Origin of the sequence: Pseudomonas saudimassiliensis, from assembly GCF_000939975.1 — a bacterium.
GTDB lineage: Bacteria > Pseudomonadota > Gammaproteobacteria > Pseudomonadales > Pseudomonadaceae > Halopseudomonas > Halopseudomonas saudimassiliensis.
In genome coordinates this window covers 1,095,866-1,116,010 of record NZ_LK391969.1, presented here as the reverse complement: position 1 = coordinate 1,116,010, position 20,145 = coordinate 1,095,866, and the positions used below count along the sequence as shown (strand labels likewise).

Sequence of the window (20,145 nt, the reverse complement as noted above, 5' to 3'; positions counted from 1 at the left end):
AGATATTACCGCATGCAAATTCCGGTCCCGGCCAGGCCGCAGTAGCCGCCCGGATTCTTATGCAGATATTGCTGATGATAGGGCTCCGCATAGTAGAACTGCGCCGCGGGCAGAATCTCGGTGGTGATGGGGCCCTTGCCGCCGGCGTGCAGCGCATCGGCAAAGCGTGCCTTGCTGGCTTCCGCCTGGGCGCGTTGGGCCATATCGGTGGTGTAGATGCCGGAGCGATACTGGGTACCCAGGTCGTTGCCCTGGCGCATACCCATGGTGGGATCGTGACTTTCCCAGAATACCCGCAGCACTTCGTCCAAGGTGATCACCTCGGGGTCAAAGACCACCAGCACCACCTCGTTGTGTCCGGTCAGCCCCGAGCACACTTCCTCGTAGGTCGGGTTCGGCGTCAGTCCGGCGGTATACCCCACCGCGGTGGTGTAGACGCCGTCCAGTTGCCAGAACAGCCGTTCCGCCCCCCAGAAACAGCCCATACCCACGATGATCTGCTGCATGCCCGGGGGGAAGGGCGGCTTGAGGGGGGTGCCCAGAACGGCGTGACTCTGGCTGGTGGTCAACGGCTCCGCGCGGCCCGGCAGGGCCTCCGCGGCGGTCGGCAGGCGCATCTTGTGTTCCGGTGGGGTACGGAGAAACATGGCAAGCTCCAGTGTGGACGATGGCTAGCCCAGCAACAGACGCAACAGGGCGTCGTCGGGCTGGCCGGTGGCAATGAAATGGGGGTTCAGCCAGTCGGCGCGATGCGGGTAGCTGAAACGCTCGCCATTCAGGTCGAGCACACGCCCACCGGCGCCTTCCAGTACCGCCTGCGCCGCGGCAGTGTCCCACTGGCTGGTGGGGGCGAAGCGGGGGTAGAGATCCGCCTCGCCGGCGGCCAGCACGCAGAATTTCAGTGAGCTGCCCACGCCAAGCAGTTCGGTATTGTGGGCCTGTTGCAAGCGGTCGAGCAGTGCTTCCTGGTCGGCACTGGTATGCCGCCGGCTGGCGACGATCCGCAGCGGGGTGGCCGGGGCGCGGCAGTGAATCGGCTGGGCCGGCTCGTCGCCCTGCTGGCGCCAGCTACCCAGCCCGGCGCCACCCCAGTAGAGGGTGTCTTGCGCCGGCACGCCAACAATGCCGAAGCGCACCTCGCCGTGCTCGATCAGGGCGATATTGACGGTGAACTCGTCGGAACCGGCAATGAACTCCTTGGTGCCGTCCAGCGGGTCGACCAGCCAGAAACGCGCCCAATGCTGGCGCTCGTCAAAGGGTACGTCGGCGTCTTCCTCGGACAGCACCGGGATCTCCGGCGCCAGGGCTCGCAAGCCGTCGACGATGACCTGGTTGGCGGCAAGGTCAGCGGCCGTCACCGGTGAGTCGTCGGCCTTGGTAATCACCTCGGGGTTGTGCTGCCACCAGGGCAGGGCGGCGTGGCCGGCGTCCCGGGTCAGTTGGCACAGCCGCTCGACGGCAACCGGCAGGCTCATGGTTGCAGCTCCCCGCGTTGCTCCAGCAGATCGCGGACCAGGTACAGGGCGGCCAGCGCCCGGCCTTCGGAAAACGCCGGGCGGGTCATCAGTTCGCTCAGCCCGTACAGGTCGACACTGTCGACCCGGATCGGCTCGGGCTCATCCCCGGGCAAGCGCTTCTCGTAGAGATCCCGGGCCAGCACCACGGAGATGCTCTGGCTCATGTAGCCGGGGGACAGGGACAGCTTGCCCAGCAGTTCCAGGCGTTCGGCGCCGAAGCCGGCTTCTTCCATCAACTCACGATTGGCGGCGTCCAGCACATCCTCGCCGGGCTCGACCAGGCCCTTGGGCAGGGACAGCTGATAGTCCTGGGTGCCGCCGCAATATTCCTCGATCAGCAGTGCCGTGCGATTGTCCTTGAGCGCCACCACCATGACGGCGCCGTAGCCCGTGCCCGAGCCGACCAGACGTTCATAGGTGCGCTCGGTCCCGTTGCTGAAGCGCAATTGCATCTGCTCAACGGTGAACAGGCGGCTTTTGGCAACAACGCGGGCATCGAGAATCTCTGGCTTCTGGGGCATGCTGGCTCCGTGATCGATGGCTGGTTTGTTATCATAGCCGTCCCATTCCCCAAAGCCCAACCATGCATGCTTAACTGGAACACCATCGACACCGTCCTGCTGGATATGGACGGCACGCTGCTCGACCTGCATTTCGACAATCATTTCTGGGTCGAATACCTGCCCCAGCGCTATGCCGAGCACCATGGCCAGTCGCTGGCCTGGGCCAAGCGCGAGATCCATCCGCTGATGGATCGCATTCAGGGCAAGCTGGACTGGTACTGCCTGGATTTCTGGACCCGGGAACTGGGCCTGCCGATCGTCGAGCTCAAGCGCGAGATAGCTCACCTCATCCGCCTGCGGCCAGATGCGGATATCTTCCTGAGGGCGCTGCAGCAAAGCGGCCGACAGGTGATCCTGATTACCAACGCCCACCGCGACGCGCTGTCATTGAAAATGGAGCGGGTGGAGCTGCGCACCTATTTCCAGCGGTTGATCAGCTCCCATGATTTCGGCTATCCAAAGGAAGAGCAGGCTTTCTGGCAAGCGCTGCGGGCCGAGGTGGAATTCGATCCGCAGCGCACCCTGTTCATCGACGATGGCCTGGGTATTCTGCGCGCCGCGCGGGAATATGGCATTGCCCAGCTGCTGGCGGTGCGCCAACCCGACAGCCAGGGCGCACTGCGCGATACCGAGGAATTCGCGGCGGTGGAGGATTACCTCACCCTCGCCGCCGCGCTGACGGCCGCCCCGTCGGCTGAACGATAGACTTCACCGCCGGTCTCAAATCAGGCCCAGTACGCTGATTCGAGGCCCGCTATGACGAATACGTACGCGCCGGCTGACGCCCGGCACTCCCTGCTCTGCGCGCTACCCCTGGGTGCCGGGGTGATGGCGGCGGTGGACGAGATCCTGTTTCACCAGATACTGCAGTGGCACCACTTCTTCGATCGGGCAACGCCTTTCGTCGGCATTCTCTCCGATGGTCTGCTGCATGCCGCCGAGTTGCTGGCGTTGGTCGCCGGCAGCCTGCTGTTGCTGCGCCTGGCCCGCCAGCACCGGTTGCGGGTTCGCCAGGCCTGGGCCGGCCTGCTGCTGGGCGCGGGCGGCTTCCAATTGTTCGACGGTATCGTCAGTCATAAACTGCTGCGCATCCATCAGATCCGCTATGACGTGCCGCTGCTCTGGTACGACCTCACCTGGAACGGCATCGCGCTGGTGCTGCTCCTGCTGGGCTATGCGCTCTGGCGGCGTGCGAGGCAGGTGTAGTGAACCCCGGCCACCAGCTGTTTTCGCAGGTCATGTTGCTGCTGATCGCCGCCGCCACGGTGGGTTATCTGCTGGCGGTCTGGCAGCAGTGGGGGCAGGGTCGCCGCTGGTCGTGGTTGCGGGTCAATTGCTGGTTGGGCGGCAGCCTGCTGCTGGGCATCGGCCTGGTGCCAGGCGTCATGCACCAGGGGCACCTGGATCTGCGTTGGCATATGGGGCAGCACATGTTGCTGGCCATGGTGGCGCCGCTCCTGCTGGTGCTGGCTGCGCCGGCCACGCTGCTGCTGCGCAGCTTGCCGGTCACCGCTGCACGGCCGCTGGCGCGCCTGTTCAGCGGCGCCCTGAGTGCCTTTTTCCTGCACCCGGTCACCGCCCTGGTAGTGAATGTGGGCGGTATGTACCTGCTGTATGCCACGCCGTTATATGCCGCGAGCCTGCAATCGGCGGCGCTGCATCATCTGGTACACCTGCATTTCATCCTGGCGGGATACCTGTTTTGCCAGGCGGTGCTGGGCGGCCCGGATCGCATGGCCCATCGGGCCAGCTGGCAGCTGCGGTTAGCGGCGCTGCTGGGTGCCATCGCTGCCCACTCGGTGCTCAGCAAACTCATGTATGGCTATCACTGGCCAGTCGCGGTGGGATATCCGGCTGCGCAGATCGAGGCGGCTGCGCAGCTGATGTACTACTCCGGTGCGTTGGTCGAGATGCTGTTGCTGGGCCTGCTGCTGGCCGGCGGCCGGCTGACCCGCAATCAGCCCTTGCCCTTGGTGCGGGTCTGATTCGGGCGGGCGTTCTTCTCGATATATTCGATGATCAGCCCGGCGACATCCTTGCCGGTAGTCGACTCGATACCTTCAAGCCCCGGTGAGGAGTTCACCTCCATGACCACCGGGCCGTGATTGGAGCGCAGGATATCCACCCCTGCCACGTTCAGGCCCATCACCCTGGCGGCGCGCACCGCGGTCATGCGCTCCTCGGGGGTGATCTTGATCAGGCTGGCACTGCCGCCGCGGTGCAGGTTGGAGCGGAACTCGCCGGGCTTGGCCTGGCGCTTCATCGCGGCGATCACCTTCTCGCCCACCACCAGGCAGCGGATATCCGCTCCGCCCGCCTCGCGGATGTATTCCTGCACCATGATGTTGGCCTTCAGGCCCATGAAGGCTTCCAGCACCGACTCGGCGGCCTGCTCGGTCTCGCACATGACCACGCCGATGCCCTGGGTCCCTTCCAGCAGCTTGATCACCAGCGGCGCGCCGCCCACCATGTTGATCAGATCGGGAATGTCGTCGGGTGAATGGGCAAAGCCGGTTACCGGCAGGCCCACGCCCTTGCGCGACAGCAGCTGCAGGGAGCGCAGCTTGTCGCGGGAGCGACTGATGGCCACCGACTCGTTCAGTGGAAAGACGCCCATCATCTCGAATTGGCGCAGCACCGCTGCGCCATAGAAGGTGATGGAGGCGCCGATGCGCGGGATCACCGCATCGAACTGCTCCAGCTCCGAGCCCTTGTAATGGATGCTCGGCTTGTGGCTGGCGATGTTCATGTAGGCACGCAGGGTGTCGATCACCCGCACCTCGTGGCCGCGCTCCCGTCCGGCTTCAACCAGGCGGCGGGTAGAGTAGAGATTGGCGTTGCGCGACAATACCGCAATTTTCATGGTGTTTCTTCAGCCTTCTGAATGAAAGAGATGGGTCTCGGGTTGGTCCTGGACAAAGCGTAGTCCGGGATTGATGACCAGTTGGCCATCGAGCATGGCGCTGCAACCCAGCAGCACGCGGTAGCGCATCGACTTGCGGCAGGTCAGGGTGAAGTCCACGTCCCAGCATTTGTCGCCCAGCACCAGCGGTGTGCGGATGACGTGACGTTCCTGCTGGTGGCCGTTGGAGCTCTTGACCCGCTTGATATCGATCAGGCGCGCCTCGCAATCGGTGTCGCGGGGTTTGCGTGGCGTGCCGGTATGGGCCTTGAAACGGACCCAGGTCTCACCGTCACGCTCGAAGGTCTCGATATCGCTGGCGTGCAGGGCCGAGGTCTTGGCGCCGCTGTCGATCTTGGCGCGGAGCTTGGGAATGCCGAGCCCGGGCAGGCCGATCCACTCGCGCAGGCCAATCACCGTCAGATGGTCGAATGTCTTCATCAGGTTACCCCCTCAAGATGCCGCGCATCATGGGCCAAGATCGGAATTTCAACAAGCTTGATACACTGGCCCGAGGTTTCCTTTAGACAGAATCCACAGGAGTACAGACCCGATGAGCGAAGATGGCAAGCCGCGGCTGGATAAATGGCTCTGGGCGGCGCGGTTTTTCAAGACCCGGGCGCTGGCCAGGGCCGCGATAGAAGGGGGCAAGGTGCATTACCGGGGCGAGCGTTGCAAGCCGAGCAAGGAGCCCAAGGTAGGTGACGAAGTGCAGGTCCGCCAGGGCTTCGACGCCCGCACGGTTGTTATCCGCGAGCTGTCCATGGTGCGCCGTGGGGCGCCGGAAGCCCAGACGCTGTACGAGGAAACGCCGGCCAGCATCGAACAACGCGAAGCGGCTGCGGCGCAGCGCCGGGCCGCTGGGGCCGGCGGGCTGATTAGTGAGCATCGCCCGACCAAGAAGCAGCGGCGGCAGATCCACCGTTTTCGCGACGAGCGCAACACACTTTCCGATGAGTGATTGGGTATAATCGGGGTTTTTTCCAAGGTGCAAGCCATGTCGTCCCAGGATGTCAGCCAGCGTTTCCTGTTCGAGCACGCCGACGTGCGCGGCGAACTGGTCTCGCTGAACCAGAGTTATAGCGAAATTCTAGCCAAGCACGATTATCCCGAGCCGGTAAAGGCGCTGCTGGGCGAGCTGCTCGCTGCGGCGGTGTTGCTGTCCAGCGCAATCAAGTTCGATGGTCTGCTGGTCATGCAGGCGCGCTCTTCCGGGCCGCTGTCCACGTTGATGGTCGAATGTTCCAGCCAGCAGGAAGTCCGGGCCATCGCCCGCTATCAGGACGACCTCAGTGGCGAAGGCATGGCCGAGCTCATGCCCGATGGCGTGCTGGCCATCACCGTGGAGCCGGACCAGGGCCAACGCTACCAGGGAGTCGTTGCCCTGCAGGGTGAGTCCCTCGCCGAGGCCCTGGCGGGCTACTTTGACAGCTCCGAGCAGCTGCCGAGCCGCTTCCGCCTGCTGGCCGATGGGCGCACTGCCCGGGGCTTCATGCTGCAGGCGTTGCCCGCCGACCGCCAGACCGATCCGGCGGAGCGCAAGGAGACCTGGAATCGCCTCAGCGTGCTGGCCGACACCCTTACCGTCGAGGAACTGATGGCGCTGGATAACCAGACCATTCTGCATCGGCTCTACCATGAAGAGGACGTGAGGCTGTTTGAGGAGCGTTCCGTTAGCTTTCGGTGCAGCTGCTCCTCGGAACGATCCGGCAACGCGCTGGTCAGTCTTGGGCGGGAGGATGCGTTCCTGCTGCTGGAAGAGCGCGGCGGTGAAATAGAAGTCGATTGCCAGTTCTGCAATTCCCGTTATCGGTTCGACCAGGCGGCCTTGGCCGAGCTGTTCGACAAGGCCCGTGACCACGCCCAGAGCCTGCATTGATCGGCCGTGACGCCCTTGCTTTAGCGTCGCGGTCAAAACTTTGGCATAATGCCGGGCTGGCGCGGTGATGGCGCTGTTTCCATAGAGCTGTAAAAAACCCAGGTGCTGAGGCCGAATCCATCGGTCTTGTGGATATTTCGGTCAAGCCGAAGAGGACGAAGTTTGATGACCCAAGCAACCAATACAACATTCAATGACCTGAGCATTGCCGAGCTGATCGAGCTGGCGGTCCAGCGCAACGAAGGTCATCTGGCCGACACTGGCGCTCTGGTCGTCAAGACGGGCGAACGCACCGGCCGGTCGCCGATGGACCGGTTCATTGTTGACGAGCCGTCCACCAGCTCCGCCATCGCCTGGGGTCCGATCAACCGGCCGTTCCCGGCGGACAAGTTCGATGCGCTGTGGACGCGCGTGGAAGACTACCTGGCCGAGGGTCCAAGCTACGTTTCCCATGTGCACGTCGGTGCCAGCCCTGAGCATTACCTGCCGGTGGTGATGGAAACCGAGACCGCCTGGCACAACCTGTTCGGCCGGACCCTGTTCATCAACCCGGAACAGTACAACCCGGCTGGCAAGGACGAGTGGCAAATCCGGAATGCGCCGCACTTCGTCTGCGAGCCCGAGCGTGATGGCACCAACAGCGATGGCTGCGTGATCATCAATTTCGCCCAGCGCAAGGTGCTGCTGGCTGGTATGCAGTACGCCGGGGAAATGAAGAAGGCCATGTTCTCGGTGCAGAACTTCCTGCTGCCGGCCAAGGACGTGCTGCCCATGCACTGCGCCGCCAACGTGGGCGATGACGGCGATACCACGCTGTTCTTCGGTCTGTCCGGTACCGGCAAGACCACCCTGTCCGCTGATCCGGCGCGTAACCTGATCGGTGACGACGAGCACGGTTGGGGTGAAGGTGTCGTCTTCAATATCGAGGGTGGTTGCTACGCCAAGTGCATCGACCTGTCGCAGAAGAATGAGCCCATCATCTGGGACGCGATTAAGTTCGGTGCGGTACTGGAAAACGTCATCATCGACGAAGAGAGCCGCAAGGCCGACTATACCGACGTATCCCTGACCCAGAACACCCGTGCCGCCTATCCGCTCAAGCACGTCGAGAAGCGGGTTGAAGCCAACCTGGCTGGTGAGCCGAACGCCATTATCTTCCTCACCTGTGACCTCACTGGTGTGTTGCCGCCGGTATCCATCCTGAACAATGAACAGGCTGCCTACCACTTCCTGTCCGGCTATACCGCGCTGGTCGGCTCCACCGAAATGGGTTCGGGTGGTGGCATCAAGTCCACTTTCTCCACCTGCTTTGGTGCGCCCTTCTTCCCGCGTCCGGCCGGCGAGTATGCGGAGCTGCTGATCAAGCGTATCAACGCCTTTGGCAGCAAGGTCTACCTGGTCAACACCGGTTGGACCGGCGGTGGCTACGGTGTCGGCAGCCGTTTCAGCATTCCGACTACCCGCGCCATCATCGCTGCCATTCAGTCCGGCGCCCTGGTCGGTGCCGAGACCGAGCACGTGCCGGTGATCAATCTGGACGTGCCCAAGGCGGTGCCGGGCGTTGATGCCAAGCTGCTCAATCCGCGCAACACCTGGTCTGATCAGGCCGCCTATGATGCCGCGGCGCGGGATCTGGCAGGGCTGTTCATCGAGAACTTCAAGAAGTTCGAGGTGGCCGAGTCTATCATTCAGGCGGGTCCGCAGCTGTAAGGCTGGCCCTGGCTGTACTGCAAACCCGCCAATTGGCGGGTTTGTTGTTTCTAGGGAGTTTTGGCGGCTGCGTAGTGCAGGAAGTGGTGCGTTAGACGGTGCTGGGCAGTGGCCTTTGGCGAACACGCACCCGTGCCGTCCGTGGCGCTCGTGTGCGGCCGTCCATGGCCGCACACGGTTCGCCAAAGGCCACTGCCCAGCACCGTCCCATTGCTTTTGGAATGGCTGATGGGAAAGCGGGAGGGTGGCGTGCTGCTTGTATGTGGTCGATGTAAACCTGTTGGGGGTTCATCGATCAAAGAGCACGTAATGCTTCTGGGGGGGGGCGTGGTGATTGATAGAAAAACGAGGATTCAGGCACGGATGCGCCAGAGAAGCAGAAATTAAACTAGGAGGAGAGTAATGCAAAAGAGGTTTTGAGTGGTGGGTCGTGTAGGATTCGAACCTACGACCAATTGGTTAAAAGCCAACTGCTCTACCAACTGAGCTAACGACCCATGCTCAAAAAAATGGTCGGGGTAGGGGGATTCGAACTCCCGACATCCTGCTCCCAAAGCAGGCGCGCTACCAGACTGCGCTATACCCCGATCTTCACAAGATGGCTCCGCGACCAGGACTCGAACCTGGGACCCAATGATTAACAGTCATTTGCTCTACCAACTGAGCTATCGCGGAATTACCTTGAAAAGCCTCGGCAAGTTACTGTGGGTTGGTGCCACATATCCCCTGCTGAGGCGCGCCATTTTACCGGCCAGGGCTGGGCTGTCAAGCCCGAATTTGAGCTTCCGTTGCATTAATCCAAGGAGTCGCGAAAACGCGACGGGAATGGCGGGTGAATGCAGCGCGAAGCGCCCGCTGCATTCAACGCCGCTGGCCTCAGTGGAGCTTGAGGCGGGGTTCGGTGCTGCGGCCGATACGGTCGCTTAGCATCAGCATGACGGTGCGTGGCAGGCCGTACAGGGCGGTCTGGTGCATCCGGTACAACGAGATATAGAACATACGGGCCAGCCAGCCCTCCAGGGTGATGCTACCGGTCAGGTTGCCCATCAGGTTGCCAACCGCACTGAAGCTGGACAGGGAGATCAGCGAGCCGTGATCGCGGTAGCGGTATTCCTTCAACGGCCGGCCCGCTAGCAGTTCGCCGAGATTGCGGCTCATCAAGGTCGCCTGCTGGTGGGCTGATTGGGCTCGGGGAGGCACAAAGGTGCCCGGTTCATCCATGGGGCAGGCGGCGCAGTCACCAAAGGCGAAGATCCGCTCGTCCCCGGTCCGCAGGGTCTTGTCGACCAGCAACTGGTTGATGCGGTTGGTTTCCAGGCCGAGCTGGGTAAGGAACGCCGGCGCGCGGATACCGGCAGCCCAGACCTTCAGCGAGGCGGGAATGAATTGCCCATCGGCCAGTAGCAGGCCGTCCGCCTTGACCTCGCTGACCGGCGAGCCGGTGCGGATCTGTACGCCCAGCCCATGCAGGGTGGCCGCTGCGCGGTTGGCCAGGCGCTCGGGCAGGGCGGGGAGGATGCGCGGGCCGGCTTCCACCAGGTTGATATTCAGATCCTCCGGACGCACCCGGTCCAGCCCGTAGGAGCGTAGCATCAGCGCCGCGTGGTGCAGTTCCGCGGCCAGTTCCACGCCGGTCGCCCCGGCGCCGATGATGGCCACGTTGATCGATTCGGCAGGTAGCGTCTCGCCGCGGACCTGGGCCTTGAGGTATTGGTTGATCAGCCGGGTGTGGAAGCGCTCGGCCTGGGCGCGGGTATCGAGGAACAGGCAATGCTCGGCGGCACCGGTGGTATTGAAATCGTTGGTCTTGCTGCCAACGGCGATCACCAGGTAGTCATAGGGCACTTCCCGGGCGGGGATCAGGTCTTCGCCGTTGTCATCCTGGATCGGGGCCAGCAGCACCTGCCGCCGGTCCCGGTCGACAGCGGTCATGCAGCCCAGTTGGAAATGGAAGCAGTTCCACTTGGCCTGGGCGACGTAGTTCAGCTCCTCCTCGGTGGCATTGAGCGACCCGGCCGCGACCTCATGCAACAGCGGCTTCCAGATGTGGGTCATGTTGCCGTCGATCAGGGTGATGCGGGCGCGCTTGCGTTTGCCCAGGGTGCGGCCGAGGCGAGTGACCAGTTCAAGGCCACCCGCCCCGCCGCCCACTACGACGATGTGCGGGAGGGGAGAAGATGTGGATTGTGACATGTGCGTCGACTCTTTAAGAACAGGGATCCGGCGCCTGTCAGAGTCATGCAAGCACCAGAGCAGCGAGGAAACGCGCCAGCAGCCCAAGGCCGATGACCGCTACCAGGACAGCGAACAATAACCACCAGATCTTGAAGGGCTTGCGTTCGACCTGGTGCAGCGGGGAGTTGAGATATTCATCGACCCGTTTCTGGTCTTCGGGGTAAAGACGGCTGGCCATATGTCACCTTGCTTTATTGTTATGATCTGAATACTGTTTTGCGCATGAGTCTGACGGACTATGTGGCTATTCTATGCTCCATTGCGCAAGATTGCACCTCAGCCCGGAGGCCCGCCCGGCGCGGGCACAACGCCCTGACCGCGGCGCGATAGTCGCCCGTTTGACTGCCCCTCCAAGCCATTCCCCGGGAGCCTACATGCTGTCAGCCAGCCTGCTAACCACCACCCAGATCGTCCTGAGTCTGTTGTTGTTCGGCGGGACGCTGTTGTGGGCACTGGCACGGATTTCCTGGGTGGAGCTGGTGGCGGACAGTCGCCGCCAGCATCTGTTCTACGGCAGCATCTTCGCGTTGTTCGTGCTCTGGCTGCTGCGCAAGGAATTCGATAACGGCCTGACCTTCCATTTTCTCGGCTTGACGGTCATCACCCTGATGCTGGATTGGCCGCTGGCGGTGGTCGCTGGTGCGCTGGCGCAACTGGCGCTGGTACTGCTGGGGCTTGATGATGCGGCTGCGCTGGGTGCCAATGGGCTGTTGCGCATCCTCATCCCGGTGGCTGTAACCGTGCTGGCCAGCCGCTTTCTGGAACGTTTCAAGCCCACCAACCTGTTCCTCTACATCTTCATCAGCGGCTTCTTTGCCGCGTCCTTTGCCGCGGTCTGTACCATGCTGGCGGGGATGGGGCTGCTGGCCTGGTCGGGCCAGCTGTCGCCGCCGAGTTCGCTGGTCGAGCTGATCGGCTACATGATCATGGTGATGTTCCCTGAAGGCTTCATCAACGGCATGGGGATAGCGGCCATGGTGGTGTTTCACCCCGATTGGGTGGAAACCTTCGATGCCGACCGCTATCTCCAGGAGCCCTTCGACAAGGACCGCTGAGCCCGGGCTCAGGGCATCTGGATCTCGATCACGCCATCGGCATTGACGCTGACATCGGCCTCACCGCCCTCGACCGCCGGGGCGGCCATTTCCGCATCGGCGGCCCTGGCCATCTTGCTGACCTGCATGTAGGGGCGCGGCGACATGAACTGGGTATTGAGGCTCAGCTGCACTATCTTGTAACCCGAGCCGCCCAGGCTTTCGGTGGCGATGTCGGCGCGCTGCTTGAAGGCATCTATTGCTTCCTTGATGAGCTTGTCCTCTTCGGCACTGCGGCTGGCCGGGGACAGGCTGAACTCCATGCTGGCCAGGTTCAGGATGCCGAGCAGGTCGCCGGTGACCGCGGAGACCTGGGCGAAATCGGTGCCCTCCAGGCGGATCTCACCGCGTTCGCGCCAGGCCACGATATTCTCGCGATTGTCATTGTAGACCGGCTGGCTGTAACGGCTGCCGCTGCTGACTTTCACCGCACTGTTGCGGCGCGCTATGTCCAGGCCCTTGTTCAGGGTCTCGGTGATGCGATTGGCCAGTTCGGCCGGATCGCGGTCCTGCGCCTCGGTGAACAGCACCACGGTCAGGGTATCGTTATTGACCGAGCGCTGGACCTCGGCCCGCAGGGAGACCTGGTTGTAGTTCAGGGGCTCGGCCAGGGCCTGGCCGGCAAAGGCCAGGCTGGCCACCAGGGGTAACAGCAGAAACGAACGCATAGTGATCTCCTTGAGCCGGTGCGGCTATGAACTAGCTGAGACTGCGGCGGCGCGATGGCGGTTCCCGGGGTGCCGGTAGGGCCGTGTTTATGCGACCCTATGTCACATCAGGCCCGGTCCTGGCCGATTCTATACTGGAGCCCATTTTGTCGCAGCGATTATTGATGAACCCCAATACCCTGGCGCTTTCCCCCTCCCGACAGAATCTCTGGCGGCTGATCTTCATTCGCTTGCTGGTGTTGCTGGCCCAGGGCGTGTCGGTGCTGGGGGCCTGGCTGAGTGGCTGGTTTGCCCTGGAGTGGACGCCGCTGTTGCTCACCCTGGCGGTATCGGCTGGGGTTAGCCTGCTGACGCTGCTGCGCCTGCTGCGCGACTGGCCAGTAACTGATGTGGAATACGGTGCCCAGTTGCTGTTCGATATCCTGGTGCACAGCGTGCTGCTCTACTACGCGGGCGGGCCGGCCAACCCCTTTGCTTCCTACTTCCTGGTGCCGCTGACCATCGCGGCGGCGACCCTGTCCTGGCAGCACACAGCGGCGCTGGCCAGCGTGGCGATGATCGCCTACAGCCTGCTGCTGTTCTGGTATCACCCGCTGCCGCTGTTCGAGATGCCAATGTACGCCAGCCAGGTGCGGATCGACCTGCGGGTGATCGGCATGTGGCTCAACTTCGCCATGAGTGCCGGGTTGATTACCCTGTTTGTGGTGCACATGGCCGAAGCCCTGCGCCGGCATGCCGAACGGCTGGCCGAGCGCCGCGAGCAGAGCATGCGTGACTCGCAGCTGCTGGGCATTGCCAGCGTCGCCGCTGGTGCTGCCCACGAGTTGTCGACGCCGCTCTCGACCATGAGTGTGCTGCTCAAGGACTTGCGGGCGGACTACGCCGACCCGCAGATCCAGGAGGATCTGGCGCTGCTCCAGGAGCAGGTGCGCCAGTGCAAGGAAAGCCTGCAACAGATGGTTCGCAGCGCGGAGTTCAACCGCAGCCAGCCCCATGTGAACCAGCCGGCGGACATCTGGCTCAAGGGGTTGCTGGAGCGCTGGCAACTCATGCGGCCAGAGGCGTCCTGGCAGCTCAAGGCGGTGCCCGCGGGCAAGGTGCCGCTGGTGCAGGACAGTCCCGAACTGGGCCAGTCCATCCTCAATCTGCTGAACAACGCCGCCGATGCCTGCCCCGACAACATCACCATCGGCCTGGAATGGAACGCCCAGCGGCTGCGCCTGTGTATCCGCGATTACGGCCCCGGGGTGCCCCTGCACATTGCCGAACAGCTGGGCACCGCCTTCGTCACCACCAAGGGCAAGAAGGGGTTCGGTCTGGGACTGTTTCTCAGTCAGGCGGCGGTCGAGCGCGTCGGCGGCAGTGTGAAACTGTTCAACCAGGATGGCGGGGGTACACTCACCGAGGTAATCTTGCCGATAGCTATCGAGGATCAGGCATGACTGAAGAGATCAATCAGGAAGAGCAGCCGCTGCTGCTGTTGGTAGATGACGACCCGACCTTCACCCGGGTTATGGCCCGCGCACTGACACGCCGTGGCCTGCAGGTGGATACCGCCGGGGACGCCGAGGAAGCCATGTTGGTGGCGCAGCGCCGCAAGCCCGATTACGCGGTGCTGGATCTGAAGATGGATGGCGACTCGGGCCTGGTGCTGTTGCCGCGTCTGTTGGAGTTGTACCCCGACCTGCGGGTAGTGATCCTGACGGGTTATTCCAGCATCACCACCGCAGTGGAAGCCATCAAGCGGGGCGCGTGCAACTACCTGTGCAAGCCGGCCGATGCCGATGATGTGCTGACCGCCCTGTTGTCGGATCAGGCCGATCCGGAAAGTCTGGTGCCGGAGCATCCCATGTCGGTCGATCGCTTGCAGTGGGAGCATATCCAGCGGGTGCTGGCCGAGCATGACAACAATATTTCCGCCACTGCCCGCGCCCTGGGCATGCATCGGCGGACGTTGCAGCGCAAGCTGCAGAAGCGCCCGGTGCGGCGCTGAGGTCTCAGTTAGAGGTTAGAAGTTAGAAGTTAGAAGGCTACCAGGCTGGTTGGGCGCTGGTAGCCTTGGTGACTTACCTCAGTTCTGGCGAATACCGCAGATCACCCACGGCTGATTCTCGCCGTCGGCACGCTCCAGGCGCCAGCTCTCATCGAAGCGTTCGCCCTCGTCCTGCGGGAATTCCCGATCCAGGCCAGTGAAGCCGACCGTGGCGATGGTCCGACCGTCGCGCTGCTCAATCCCTTCCAGGCGTACTTCCAGCTCCTCGACAAAGCCATTGCTGCTCGGCGGTGCTTCGGCGCGGGCGGCGATCATCTGTTGCAGCAGGGCTGGGTCCAGGTATTCGGCCATGCCGGCCGTGTCGCCGTCGCGCCAATGGCGCTGCAGGGTAAAGAAGTGCTCTTCGGCGCCCTTGAGGAAGCTGTCGGCATCGAACCAGGCCGGTGCATCCATGGTGACTGGTTGGGCTGCTGCTACCGGCGCCGCTGCACCACCCGCAGGTGTCCAGGTCTGGGGTGCTTGCTGTGGATGACCGGCTGGCCCGCCGGCGGGATGCGGCTGGCGCTGCATGGCCGGAGCGTTGCGCCGGGAGAACAGCTTGAACAGCACAAAGGCAAGCAGGCCGAAGATCAGGATGTCGAAGATCTGCAGGCCCTGGAAGCCATCACCGAACAGCATGGAGGCCAGCAGGCCACCGGCGGCGATGCCGGCCAGCGGGCCGAGCCAGCGACTGGCGCCGGAGGTGGCTGCCGGATTCTGCTGCTGGTTGCGCGGAGCCGCCTGCTGCTGAGCTTGCTGGCGCTGGGCCGGCTGGCTCTTGTGCATGGGCGCGGCGCCGAAGCTCTTGCCGCCACCCATCCGCCGGGCTTCGGCGTCGGGGACGGCCAGGCCGACCATCAGAAATACAGTGAAAAAGGGTAACAGCCAGCGCATGGGCAGGTCTCCAGAATAGATTTGTGCAGCGATAGTGCCAAACCTGGTCGCTGCTCGCCAGCGCTAAAATGTATCGGTATTTGAGTCAGACCCGGTCCAGGCGGAACCGTCTGCGCAGCTGCGCCTCGCGCACCGAGGCGGGAAGCCAGCGCTTGAGCCGCACCATGCTGCGGCTGCCGGAGCCGATCAGCGCGGTCTCCGGTCGCAGCGGGTTCTTGATGTAGCCCATCAGCTCCAGGGCAAAATCCCGGGCAGAGGTGGACGTGGCTTTCTGCGACGCGTTGGCCCGCGCCTGTACGGCTTTCTCCCAGGGTTTGTACCAGGAGCTGTCGGCCAGGGTGATGGCAGCGGTGGCGTTGTTGCCGAAATCCGAGGCAATGGCGCCGGGTTGCACGGTCAGCACGCTGATACCGAAGGGCGCCAGCTCCATGCGCATGGCTTCCGAGAGCGCATGCAACGCCGCCTTGGAAGCACAGTACACCCCGGAGAAGGGCGTCGTGGTCACGCCCGACACGCTGCCGATATTGACGATCAACCCGCGCTGGTCGCGCAGCAGGTCGGCGGTGGCGCGCACCAGCTGCACCGGGGCGAAGACGTTGGTATCGAACTGGCGGAGCAGGGTGTCGCGGTCGGCATCGAGGATCGGCCCCATGGCGCCATAACCGGCATTATTGACCAGCAGGTCGAGTCGACCGGCTTCGTTCTGCAGGCGCTCACGACAGGCGGCGATCTGGGCCGCATCGTTGACGTCCAGCGTCACCGCGTGGGCACCCCGGGCGGTCAGCGGGGCGAGGGTGGCAGGGTTGCGGGCCGCGGCAAATACCTCATAGCCTTCGTCCAGACAGATATGCGCCAGGGCCTGGCCGATGCCGCTGGAGCAGCCGGTGATCAGTGCGACAGGTTTGCTCATGGTTGTGCCTTTATTATGTTTATTGGGTGTCGATGAAATCGGCGCGGACCTTGTCGGCCTGGTATTCCAGATCCGCGGCGCGAAAGCCGCTGCGCAGGCGCGGCACGCGGTAGCACTGTTGCCATTGCCCGCCCGGCTGCAGCGCCTGGCTAGTCTGGTAGATGCTTTCGGTCACGCCGGTATCCAGCAGGTTGGTATTGTAGCCCGGCTGGCGGGCCAGCAATTGCCAACTGATACGGCTGGCGGTTCGGTCAGCGTGATTGCGGATCTGCACTTGCAATGGCTTGCCAAAGTCGCACGCCTGCGGGGCGTACTGGATATTGATTTCCAGCCGCTGCACCTCCTTGCCATAGTGCCATTGCCAGATACCCACCGCGGCCGCCAGCGTCAGGGTCAGGCCGACGATAATGACGCTGGTTGGCAGCATGATGCGCGGAAAGCGGATCAGCAGAACCAGCCAGATCAGCAGTAGCGCTATGCCCAATGGCATGGTGACTCCTTGCAGTAGCTCCCTTGATGGACCGACTCTACCAGACTCGCGCAATCACGCCACCGCAGTGGCGGACCAGCCGAATAATTCACAGGTGTTATGCAGGCACTGGCGGGCCAGTTGTTCCGGTGTCTCCCCCCGCAGCGCGGCCAGCTCCGCGCAGATGCGCGGGAGGTTCTGTGGACTGTTGCGCTGATAGGGGCAAAACGCCGGGGCCATGTCGGGACAGTCGGTTTCCAGCACCAGGCTTTCGGCTGGCAGCTGGGCGATGACCCGGTGCATGCGTTTGGCCTGCGGCCAGGTGGCGGCGCCGCCCATGCCCAACTTGAAGCCCAGGCGGATATATTCGCGGGCCTCCTCGTAACTGCCGGAGAAGGCATGGATGATGCCCGCGCGGCGTAGGCGGTAGCGCTTCAGTGCGGCGGTCACCGGGGCATGGGCGCGGCGCACGTGCAACAACACCGGCAAATCGACGTCGGCGGCGATCTGCAACTGGGCTTCGAACAGCTGCTGCTGGCGCTCGCGGTCCGGGTTGTCGATGTAGTAATCCAGACCGAATTCGCCCACGGCGCAGCACCGCGGGTCATCGGCGTGTCGGGCCAGGCGATCGCGCAGGTGCGTCAGATCCGCCGGCTGGTGCTCGTTGAGAAAGACCGGATGCAAGCCGAAGGCGGCGTAGAGCCGTGAATCCCGCTCGACCATCATCCAGAGCCGGTCCCAGTTGCCGCGGGTCACCCCCATCAGCAGCAGGCGCTGCACGCCGAGTCGCTGGCTGTCGGCCAGTACCGCGTCGCGGTCGCCGTCGAAGTCGTCAAAGTCCAGGTGGGTATGGGTATCGATGTAGGTATTCATGCCCCTAGCATCGTCAGAGTCGGGCCGGCTCGCAAGCGTGACGGCAGGGCAGGCGGTCCGGCAAATGTGTCATTTTGTAGCGCAGGGGCATCCGGCGCCGGGTTTCGCGTTACAATCGCGCGATTTTTTGGCGTTTTGCCCCCTTTGGATTGTCGGTCGACGCCGTCGACGGATAGCAAGTACTGTCTCGCAAGGAGTTGTACATGTACAGGATGTTCGGCATTGTCATGCTGGCCGCGTTGGCGAGCCAGGTTCAAGCCAAGGTAGACCCCGTCCAGGCCGCAAGACTGGGCGCCGACCTGACCCCCCTCGGTGCCGAACGCGCCGGTAACGCCGCCGGCACCATCCCCGCCTGGACCGGTGGGGTGACGCCGCCGGCCCACTATGAGCCGGGGATGCATCACCCTGATCCCTATGCCGATGACGCCATGCTCTATCGGGTAGACGGCGCCGATCTGAGCCAGCATCGCGAGCTGTTGCCGGCCGGGCTGGCCGATCTGCTGGAGCGCCATCCGGACTACTACCTGCAGGTCTATCCGACCCGCCGCAGCGCCGCCAATCCGCAGCGTATCTACGATGCCACCCGGGCCAATGCCGAGCGGGCCGAGCTGATTGCCAATGGCAACGGCGTATCGGGCGCCGTGGCGGGGATTCCCTTCCCGATCCCGCAGGACGGCATGGAAGTGATCTGGAACCACATCCTGCACTACAAGGGCGACCAGACGCACTTCATCAACAACCAGGCGGTGGTGATCAACGGCAAGAGCAACCTGATCAAGCGTGACCGCTACGTCTACTACATCTATAACCGCGACGGCATGACCATCGAGGATATGGACAATACCCTGCTGTACTACCGCTACCAGGTTACGGCGCCGGCGAAGCTGTCCGGTACCTCGCTGGTGGTGCAGGATCCGCTGGACCAGGTACTCACGACCCGCCGGGCCTGGCGCTACAGTCCCAGTGACCGGCGCGTCCGCCGCCTGCCGTCGCTGGCCTATGACTCGGTGCAGCCTGACACCAGTGGCCTGGCCACGGCGGATGTGGTGGATTCCTACAATGGTGCGCCGGATCGCTACGAATGGACCCTGATCGGCAAGCAGGAAATGCTGGTGCCCTACAACAGCTATGCCGTGCATCAACAGGGCATCAGCTATGACCGCATTGTGCTGCCGACAACGCTGAACCCCGAACTGCTACGTTATGAACTGCACCGCGTCTGGGTCGTGGAAGCCAATCTGCGCACCGGCTATGCCCACCCGTACCACACGCGGCGATTCTATATCGATGAGGATAGCTGGCAGATCCTGGCGGTAGACCTGCGGGACGAGAAGGGCGAACTGGTGGGCCTGCAGGAAAGCCACCCGATCAGCTACTACGAGCTGCCGATGTTCAACAGCACCCTCGAGACCCTCTATTACCTGAAGACCGGCAACTACTTTGTCGACGGCCTCGATAATAACGAGCCGATGTACGACTTCAATTACGACATGTCGCCGCGGGATTTCTCACCCCAGGCCTTGCGCCGCGCCGGTAACTGAGGCGCTGTCGAGCCGCTGCGCTGCGGCGGCTCATGTTTCCTATCAGCGGCGCTTGGCATCGCGCCAGCGTTCGCTGACGCTGGTCAGCCAGGCTGGGTCCAGCCGCGGCTGGTGCGGATCCAGCCCTGCCGTCAACATCCGTTCATGATGCTGATCCATCTCCTTGACCAGATCGCTGGCGGCGGTGCTGTTGCCATCAAGCTGATACATCTGCAACAGGCCCAGGTGATAGAAGCGCAGCACCCGCATAGCGGTCGGATCGGCATCGGCCACGCCGGCTTCGACCTGATGCAGGATATTGGTCACCTTCATCAGATTGCGCTTGAGGCGGAAGCCATACACCGCAGGCGCCATCCAGGGCTGCTGCCATAGATAGGTCCGCACCACCGCAATGGTCAGCAACAGGCCGGCGATCACGCCACCCAGGTTCCAGCGAAAATTGTTGCCGCCCGGTTCCCCGAACAGCGCCACCGACAGGGTCGCCAGGGTAATGCACAGCGCCGCCAGGATGGCGCAGAGGATCAGGGTGCTGCGGCGGGTCTGCTCGCGGTAGCGCAGCGGATCCATGGACTGGATTTCAAACATCGGCATACCTCAGAGTTTGCTTTTCAGCGGTACATCGTCGATGACGATCAGCTCCGCCGGCCGGCAACAGCAGGGCAGGATCTCGTCGCGCTTGATAAAGGCCAGCGGGGCACTGGGGTAGACCACGCTGCCGACCTTGAGTTTGACCCGGCAGGCACCGCAGTAGCCGCTGCGGCACTGGTACTCGACATGGTGGCCGGTGCGCTCCAGCCCCTCGAGCAGGGTTTCGTCCTCACCCAGCTCGAAGAAGGTATCGCGGGTAAACACCTGCAC

24 protein-coding genes and 3 tRNA genes are annotated in these 20,145 nt (G+C 63.2%); 10 read left to right on the top strand and 17 right to left on the bottom strand.

The window, feature by feature from the left end; translation table 11 throughout:
* Window positions 1-5: 5 nt before the first annotated feature.
* From msrA to nudE, 3 genes are read right to left on the bottom strand one after another with little or no spacing between them, the layout of a single operon-like run.
* The gene (msrA, locus tag VG99_RS05280) at window positions 6-647 is read right to left on the bottom strand and encodes a peptide-methionine (S)-S-oxide reductase MsrA (RefSeq protein WP_044498661.1); all 642 of its coding nucleotides are present in this window, start codon (window positions 645-647) and stop codon (window positions 6-8) included.
* Between the two features lie 24 nt (window positions 648-671).
* Window positions 672-1,475, bottom strand: coding sequence for a 3'(2'),5'-bisphosphate nucleotidase CysQ (gene cysQ, locus VG99_RS05275; RefSeq protein WP_044498660.1), 804 nt, complete (start codon window positions 1,473-1,475; stop codon window positions 672-674).
* On the bottom strand, window positions 1,472-2,038 hold the full coding sequence (nudE, locus tag VG99_RS05270; protein WP_044501454.1) for an ADP compounds hydrolase NudE: 567 nt from the start codon (window positions 2,036-2,038) through the stop codon (window positions 1,472-1,474). The genes cysQ and nudE overlap by 4 nt, the downstream gene beginning before the upstream one ends.
* 66 nt (window positions 2,039-2,104) lie before the next feature.
* Here nudE and yrfG point away from each other — a divergent pair, with 66 nt between their 5' ends.
* From yrfG to VG99_RS05255, 3 genes are read left to right on the top strand one after another with little or no spacing between them, the layout of a single operon-like run.
* The gene (gene yrfG, locus VG99_RS05265; RefSeq protein WP_044498659.1) at window positions 2,105-2,785 is read left to right on the top strand and encodes a GMP/IMP nucleotidase; all 681 of its coding nucleotides are present in this window, start codon (window positions 2,105-2,107) and stop codon (window positions 2,783-2,785) included.
* A gap of 51 nt (window positions 2,786-2,836) precedes the next feature.
* The gene (locus VG99_RS05260; RefSeq protein WP_044498658.1) at window positions 2,837-3,286 is read left to right on the top strand and encodes a DUF2243 domain-containing protein; all 450 of its coding nucleotides are present in this window, start codon (window positions 2,837-2,839) and stop codon (window positions 3,284-3,286) included.
* Entirely contained in the window at window positions 3,286-4,065 is a 780-nt protein-coding gene (locus tag VG99_RS05255) for a cytochrome c oxidase assembly protein (RefSeq protein WP_052508703.1), read from the top strand. The genes VG99_RS05260 and VG99_RS05255 overlap by 1 nt, the downstream gene beginning before the upstream one ends.
* On the opposite strand, the gene rimK is transcribed toward VG99_RS05255, so the two are convergent.
* The gene (gene rimK, locus VG99_RS05250; protein WP_044498655.1) at window positions 4,038-4,943 is read right to left on the bottom strand and encodes a 30S ribosomal protein S6--L-glutamate ligase; all 906 of its coding nucleotides are present in this window, start codon (window positions 4,941-4,943) and stop codon (window positions 4,038-4,040) included. The two genes, VG99_RS05255 and rimK, sit on opposite strands and share 28 nt — an antisense overlap.
* Window positions 4,944-4,952: 9 nt before the next feature.
* Complete coding sequence (rimB, locus tag VG99_RS05245) at window positions 4,953-5,423, bottom strand: retropepsin-like aspartic endopeptidase RimB (protein ID WP_044498654.1); 471 nt, start codon at window positions 5,421-5,423, stop codon at window positions 4,953-4,955.
* A 112-nt stretch (window positions 5,424-5,535) separates the two neighbouring features.
* Here rimB and VG99_RS05240 point away from each other — a divergent pair, with 112 nt between their 5' ends.
* The 3 genes from VG99_RS05240 (at window position 5,536) to VG99_RS05230 (ending at window position 8,571) form a co-directional block, all read left to right on the top strand.
* Complete coding sequence (locus VG99_RS05240; protein ID WP_044498653.1) at window positions 5,536-5,943, top strand: RNA-binding S4 domain-containing protein; 408 nt, start codon at window positions 5,536-5,538, stop codon at window positions 5,941-5,943.
* Window positions 5,944-5,979: 36 nt separating this feature from the next.
* Window positions 5,980-6,861, top strand: a complete 882-nt coding sequence (gene hslO / locus VG99_RS05235) for an Hsp33 family molecular chaperone HslO (RefSeq protein WP_044498652.1) — start codon at window positions 5,980-5,982, stop codon at window positions 6,859-6,861.
* 165 nt (window positions 6,862-7,026) lie between these two features.
* Window positions 7,027-8,571 carry a phosphoenolpyruvate carboxykinase gene (locus VG99_RS05230; RefSeq protein WP_044498651.1) on the top strand — a complete coding sequence of 515 codons (1,545 nt, stop codon included), beginning with the start codon at window positions 7,027-7,029 and terminating at the stop codon, window positions 8,569-8,571.
* 421 nt (window positions 8,572-8,992) lie between these two features.
* On the opposite strand, the gene VG99_RS05225 is transcribed toward VG99_RS05230, so the two are convergent.
* The 5 genes from VG99_RS05225 to VG99_RS05205 all read right to left on the bottom strand — a co-directional run bounded on the left by VG99_RS05225 (window position 8,993) and on the right by VG99_RS05205 (window position 10,984).
* Window positions 8,993-9,068, bottom strand: a tRNA-Lys gene (locus VG99_RS05225).
* A gap of 13 nt (window positions 9,069-9,081) precedes the next feature.
* A tRNA-Pro gene (locus VG99_RS05220) sits at window positions 9,082-9,158 on the bottom strand.
* Window positions 9,159-9,170: 12 nt separating this feature from the next.
* Window positions 9,171-9,246: transfer RNA gene (locus VG99_RS05215), tRNA-Asn, on the bottom strand.
* A 201-nt stretch (window positions 9,247-9,447) separates the two neighbouring features.
* Window positions 9,448-10,764, bottom strand: a complete 1,317-nt coding sequence (locus VG99_RS05210) for an NAD(P)/FAD-dependent oxidoreductase (RefSeq protein ID WP_044498650.1) — start codon at window positions 10,762-10,764, stop codon at window positions 9,448-9,450.
* Window positions 10,765-10,807: 43 nt separating this feature from the next.
* Window positions 10,808-10,984, bottom strand: coding sequence for a DUF3094 family protein (locus VG99_RS05205; RefSeq protein ID WP_044498648.1), 177 nt, complete (start codon window positions 10,982-10,984; stop codon window positions 10,808-10,810).
* A 196-nt stretch (window positions 10,985-11,180) separates the two neighbouring features.
* Between VG99_RS05205 and VG99_RS05200 the strand changes: the two genes are divergently transcribed.
* Window positions 11,181-11,861, top strand: a complete 681-nt coding sequence (locus VG99_RS05200; RefSeq protein ID WP_044498647.1) for an energy-coupling factor ABC transporter permease — start codon at window positions 11,181-11,183, stop codon at window positions 11,859-11,861.
* 8 nt (window positions 11,862-11,869) lie between these two features.
* Here the strand turns inward: VG99_RS05200 and VG99_RS05195 are convergent, their stop codons facing one another.
* The gene (locus VG99_RS05195; protein WP_044498646.1) at window positions 11,870-12,568 is read right to left on the bottom strand and encodes an SIMPL domain-containing protein; all 699 of its coding nucleotides are present in this window, start codon (window positions 12,566-12,568) and stop codon (window positions 11,870-11,872) included.
* 164 nt (window positions 12,569-12,732) lie between these two features.
* Between VG99_RS05195 and VG99_RS05190 the strand changes: the two genes are divergently transcribed.
* A complete protein-coding gene (locus tag VG99_RS05190) occupies window positions 12,733-14,010 on the top strand; it encodes an ATP-binding protein (protein ID WP_044498645.1) in 1,278 nt (425 codons plus the stop codon).
* Complete coding sequence (locus tag VG99_RS05185; RefSeq protein WP_044498644.1) at window positions 14,007-14,561, top strand: response regulator transcription factor; 555 nt, start codon at window positions 14,007-14,009, stop codon at window positions 14,559-14,561. The genes VG99_RS05190 and VG99_RS05185 overlap by 4 nt, the downstream gene beginning before the upstream one ends.
* Window positions 14,562-14,639: 78 nt before the next feature.
* Here the strand turns inward: VG99_RS05185 and VG99_RS05180 are convergent, their stop codons facing one another.
* The 4 genes from VG99_RS05180 to VG99_RS05165 form a co-directional block, all read right to left on the bottom strand.
* The gene (locus tag VG99_RS05180; protein WP_044498640.1) at window positions 14,640-15,494 is read right to left on the bottom strand and encodes a Tim44 domain-containing protein; all 855 of its coding nucleotides are present in this window, start codon (window positions 15,492-15,494) and stop codon (window positions 14,640-14,642) included.
* 85 nt (window positions 15,495-15,579) lie between these two features.
* Window positions 15,580-16,404, bottom strand: a complete 825-nt coding sequence (locus tag VG99_RS05175; RefSeq protein ID WP_044498639.1) for an SDR family oxidoreductase — start codon at window positions 16,402-16,404, stop codon at window positions 15,580-15,582.
* 19 nt (window positions 16,405-16,423) lie between these two features.
* The gene (locus VG99_RS05170; protein WP_044498638.1) at window positions 16,424-16,894 is read right to left on the bottom strand and encodes a hypothetical protein; all 471 of its coding nucleotides are present in this window, start codon (window positions 16,892-16,894) and stop codon (window positions 16,424-16,426) included.
* A gap of 54 nt (window positions 16,895-16,948) precedes the next feature.
* A complete protein-coding gene (locus VG99_RS05165; RefSeq protein WP_044498637.1) occupies window positions 16,949-17,746 on the bottom strand; it encodes a TatD family hydrolase in 798 nt (265 codons plus the stop codon).
* A gap of 203 nt (window positions 17,747-17,949) precedes the next feature.
* Between VG99_RS05165 and VG99_RS05160 the strand changes: the two genes are divergently transcribed.
* Window positions 17,950-19,287, top strand: coding sequence for a DUF1329 domain-containing protein (locus tag VG99_RS05160; protein ID WP_044498636.1), 1,338 nt, complete (start codon window positions 17,950-17,952; stop codon window positions 19,285-19,287).
* Window positions 19,288-19,329: 42 nt separating this feature from the next.
* Here VG99_RS05160 and VG99_RS05155 read toward each other — a convergent pair whose 3' ends face one another.
* Together VG99_RS05155 and yfaE are read right to left on the bottom strand one after the other, a co-directional pair.
* Entirely contained in the window at window positions 19,330-19,872 is a 543-nt protein-coding gene (locus VG99_RS05155) for a DUF3087 domain-containing protein (RefSeq protein ID WP_044498635.1), read from the bottom strand.
* Between the two features lie 9 nt (window positions 19,873-19,881).
* Window positions 19,882-20,145 (bottom strand): class I ribonucleotide reductase maintenance protein YfaE, encoded by a 264-nt coding sequence (yfaE, locus tag VG99_RS05150; RefSeq protein WP_044498634.1) that lies wholly within the window; start codon window positions 20,143-20,145, stop codon window positions 19,882-19,884.

What these genes read in the sequence shown, in the direction of transcription:
- msrA (WP_044498661.1), bottom strand. Translation starts at nt 647, where the DNA reads ATGTTTCTCCGTACCCCACCGGAACACAAGATGCGCCTGCCGACCGCC.
- cysQ (WP_044498660.1), bottom strand. Translation starts at nt 1,475, where the DNA reads ATGAGCCTGCCGGTTGCCGTCGAGCGGCTGTGCCAACTGACCCGGGAC.
- nudE (WP_044501454.1), bottom strand. Translation starts at nt 2,038, where the DNA reads ATGCCCCAGAAGCCAGAGATTCTCGATGCCCGCGTTGTTGCCAAAAGC.
- yrfG (WP_044498659.1), top strand. Translation starts at nt 2,105, where the DNA reads ATGCTTAACTGGAACACCATCGACACCGTCCTGCTGGATATGGACGGC.
- VG99_RS05260 (WP_044498658.1), top strand. Translation starts at nt 2,837, where the DNA reads ATGACGAATACGTACGCGCCGGCTGACGCCCGGCACTCCCTGCTCTGC.
- rimK (WP_044498655.1), bottom strand. Translation starts at nt 4,943, where the DNA reads ATGAAAATTGCGGTATTGTCGCGCAACGCCAATCTCTACTCTACCCGC.
- rimB (WP_044498654.1), bottom strand. Translation starts at nt 5,423, where the DNA reads ATGAAGACATTCGACCATCTGACGGTGATTGGCCTGCGCGAGTGGATC.
- VG99_RS05240 (WP_044498653.1), top strand. Translation starts at nt 5,536, where the DNA reads ATGAGCGAAGATGGCAAGCCGCGGCTGGATAAATGGCTCTGGGCGGCG.
- hslO (WP_044498652.1), top strand. Translation starts at nt 5,980, where the DNA reads ATGTCGTCCCAGGATGTCAGCCAGCGTTTCCTGTTCGAGCACGCCGAC.
- VG99_RS05230 (WP_044498651.1), top strand. Translation starts at nt 7,027, where the DNA reads ATGACCCAAGCAACCAATACAACATTCAATGACCTGAGCATTGCCGAG.
- VG99_RS05210 (WP_044498650.1), bottom strand. Translation starts at nt 10,764, where the DNA reads ATGTCACAATCCACATCTTCTCCCCTCCCGCACATCGTCGTAGTGGGC.
- VG99_RS05205 (WP_044498648.1), bottom strand. Translation starts at nt 10,984, where the DNA reads ATGGCCAGCCGTCTTTACCCCGAAGACCAGAAACGGGTCGATGAATAT.
- VG99_RS05200 (WP_044498647.1), top strand. Translation starts at nt 11,181, where the DNA reads ATGCTGTCAGCCAGCCTGCTAACCACCACCCAGATCGTCCTGAGTCTG.
- VG99_RS05195 (WP_044498646.1), bottom strand. Translation starts at nt 12,568, where the DNA reads ATGCGTTCGTTTCTGCTGTTACCCCTGGTGGCCAGCCTGGCCTTTGCC.
- VG99_RS05190 (WP_044498645.1), top strand. Translation starts at nt 12,733, where the DNA reads ATGAACCCCAATACCCTGGCGCTTTCCCCCTCCCGACAGAATCTCTGG.
- VG99_RS05185 (WP_044498644.1), top strand. Translation starts at nt 14,007, where the DNA reads ATGACTGAAGAGATCAATCAGGAAGAGCAGCCGCTGCTGCTGTTGGTA.
- VG99_RS05180 (WP_044498640.1), bottom strand. Translation starts at nt 15,494, where the DNA reads ATGCGCTGGCTGTTACCCTTTTTCACTGTATTTCTGATGGTCGGCCTG.
- VG99_RS05175 (WP_044498639.1), bottom strand. Translation starts at nt 16,404, where the DNA reads ATGAGCAAACCTGTCGCACTGATCACCGGCTGCTCCAGCGGCATCGGC.
- VG99_RS05170 (WP_044498638.1), bottom strand. Translation starts at nt 16,894, where the DNA reads ATGCCATTGGGCATAGCGCTACTGCTGATCTGGCTGGTTCTGCTGATC.
- VG99_RS05165 (WP_044498637.1), bottom strand. Translation starts at nt 17,746, where the DNA reads ATGAATACCTACATCGATACCCATACCCACCTGGACTTTGACGACTTC.
- VG99_RS05160 (WP_044498636.1), top strand. Translation starts at nt 17,950, where the DNA reads ATGTACAGGATGTTCGGCATTGTCATGCTGGCCGCGTTGGCGAGCCAG.
- VG99_RS05155 (WP_044498635.1), bottom strand. Translation starts at nt 19,872, where the DNA reads ATGTTTGAAATCCAGTCCATGGATCCGCTGCGCTACCGCGAGCAGACC.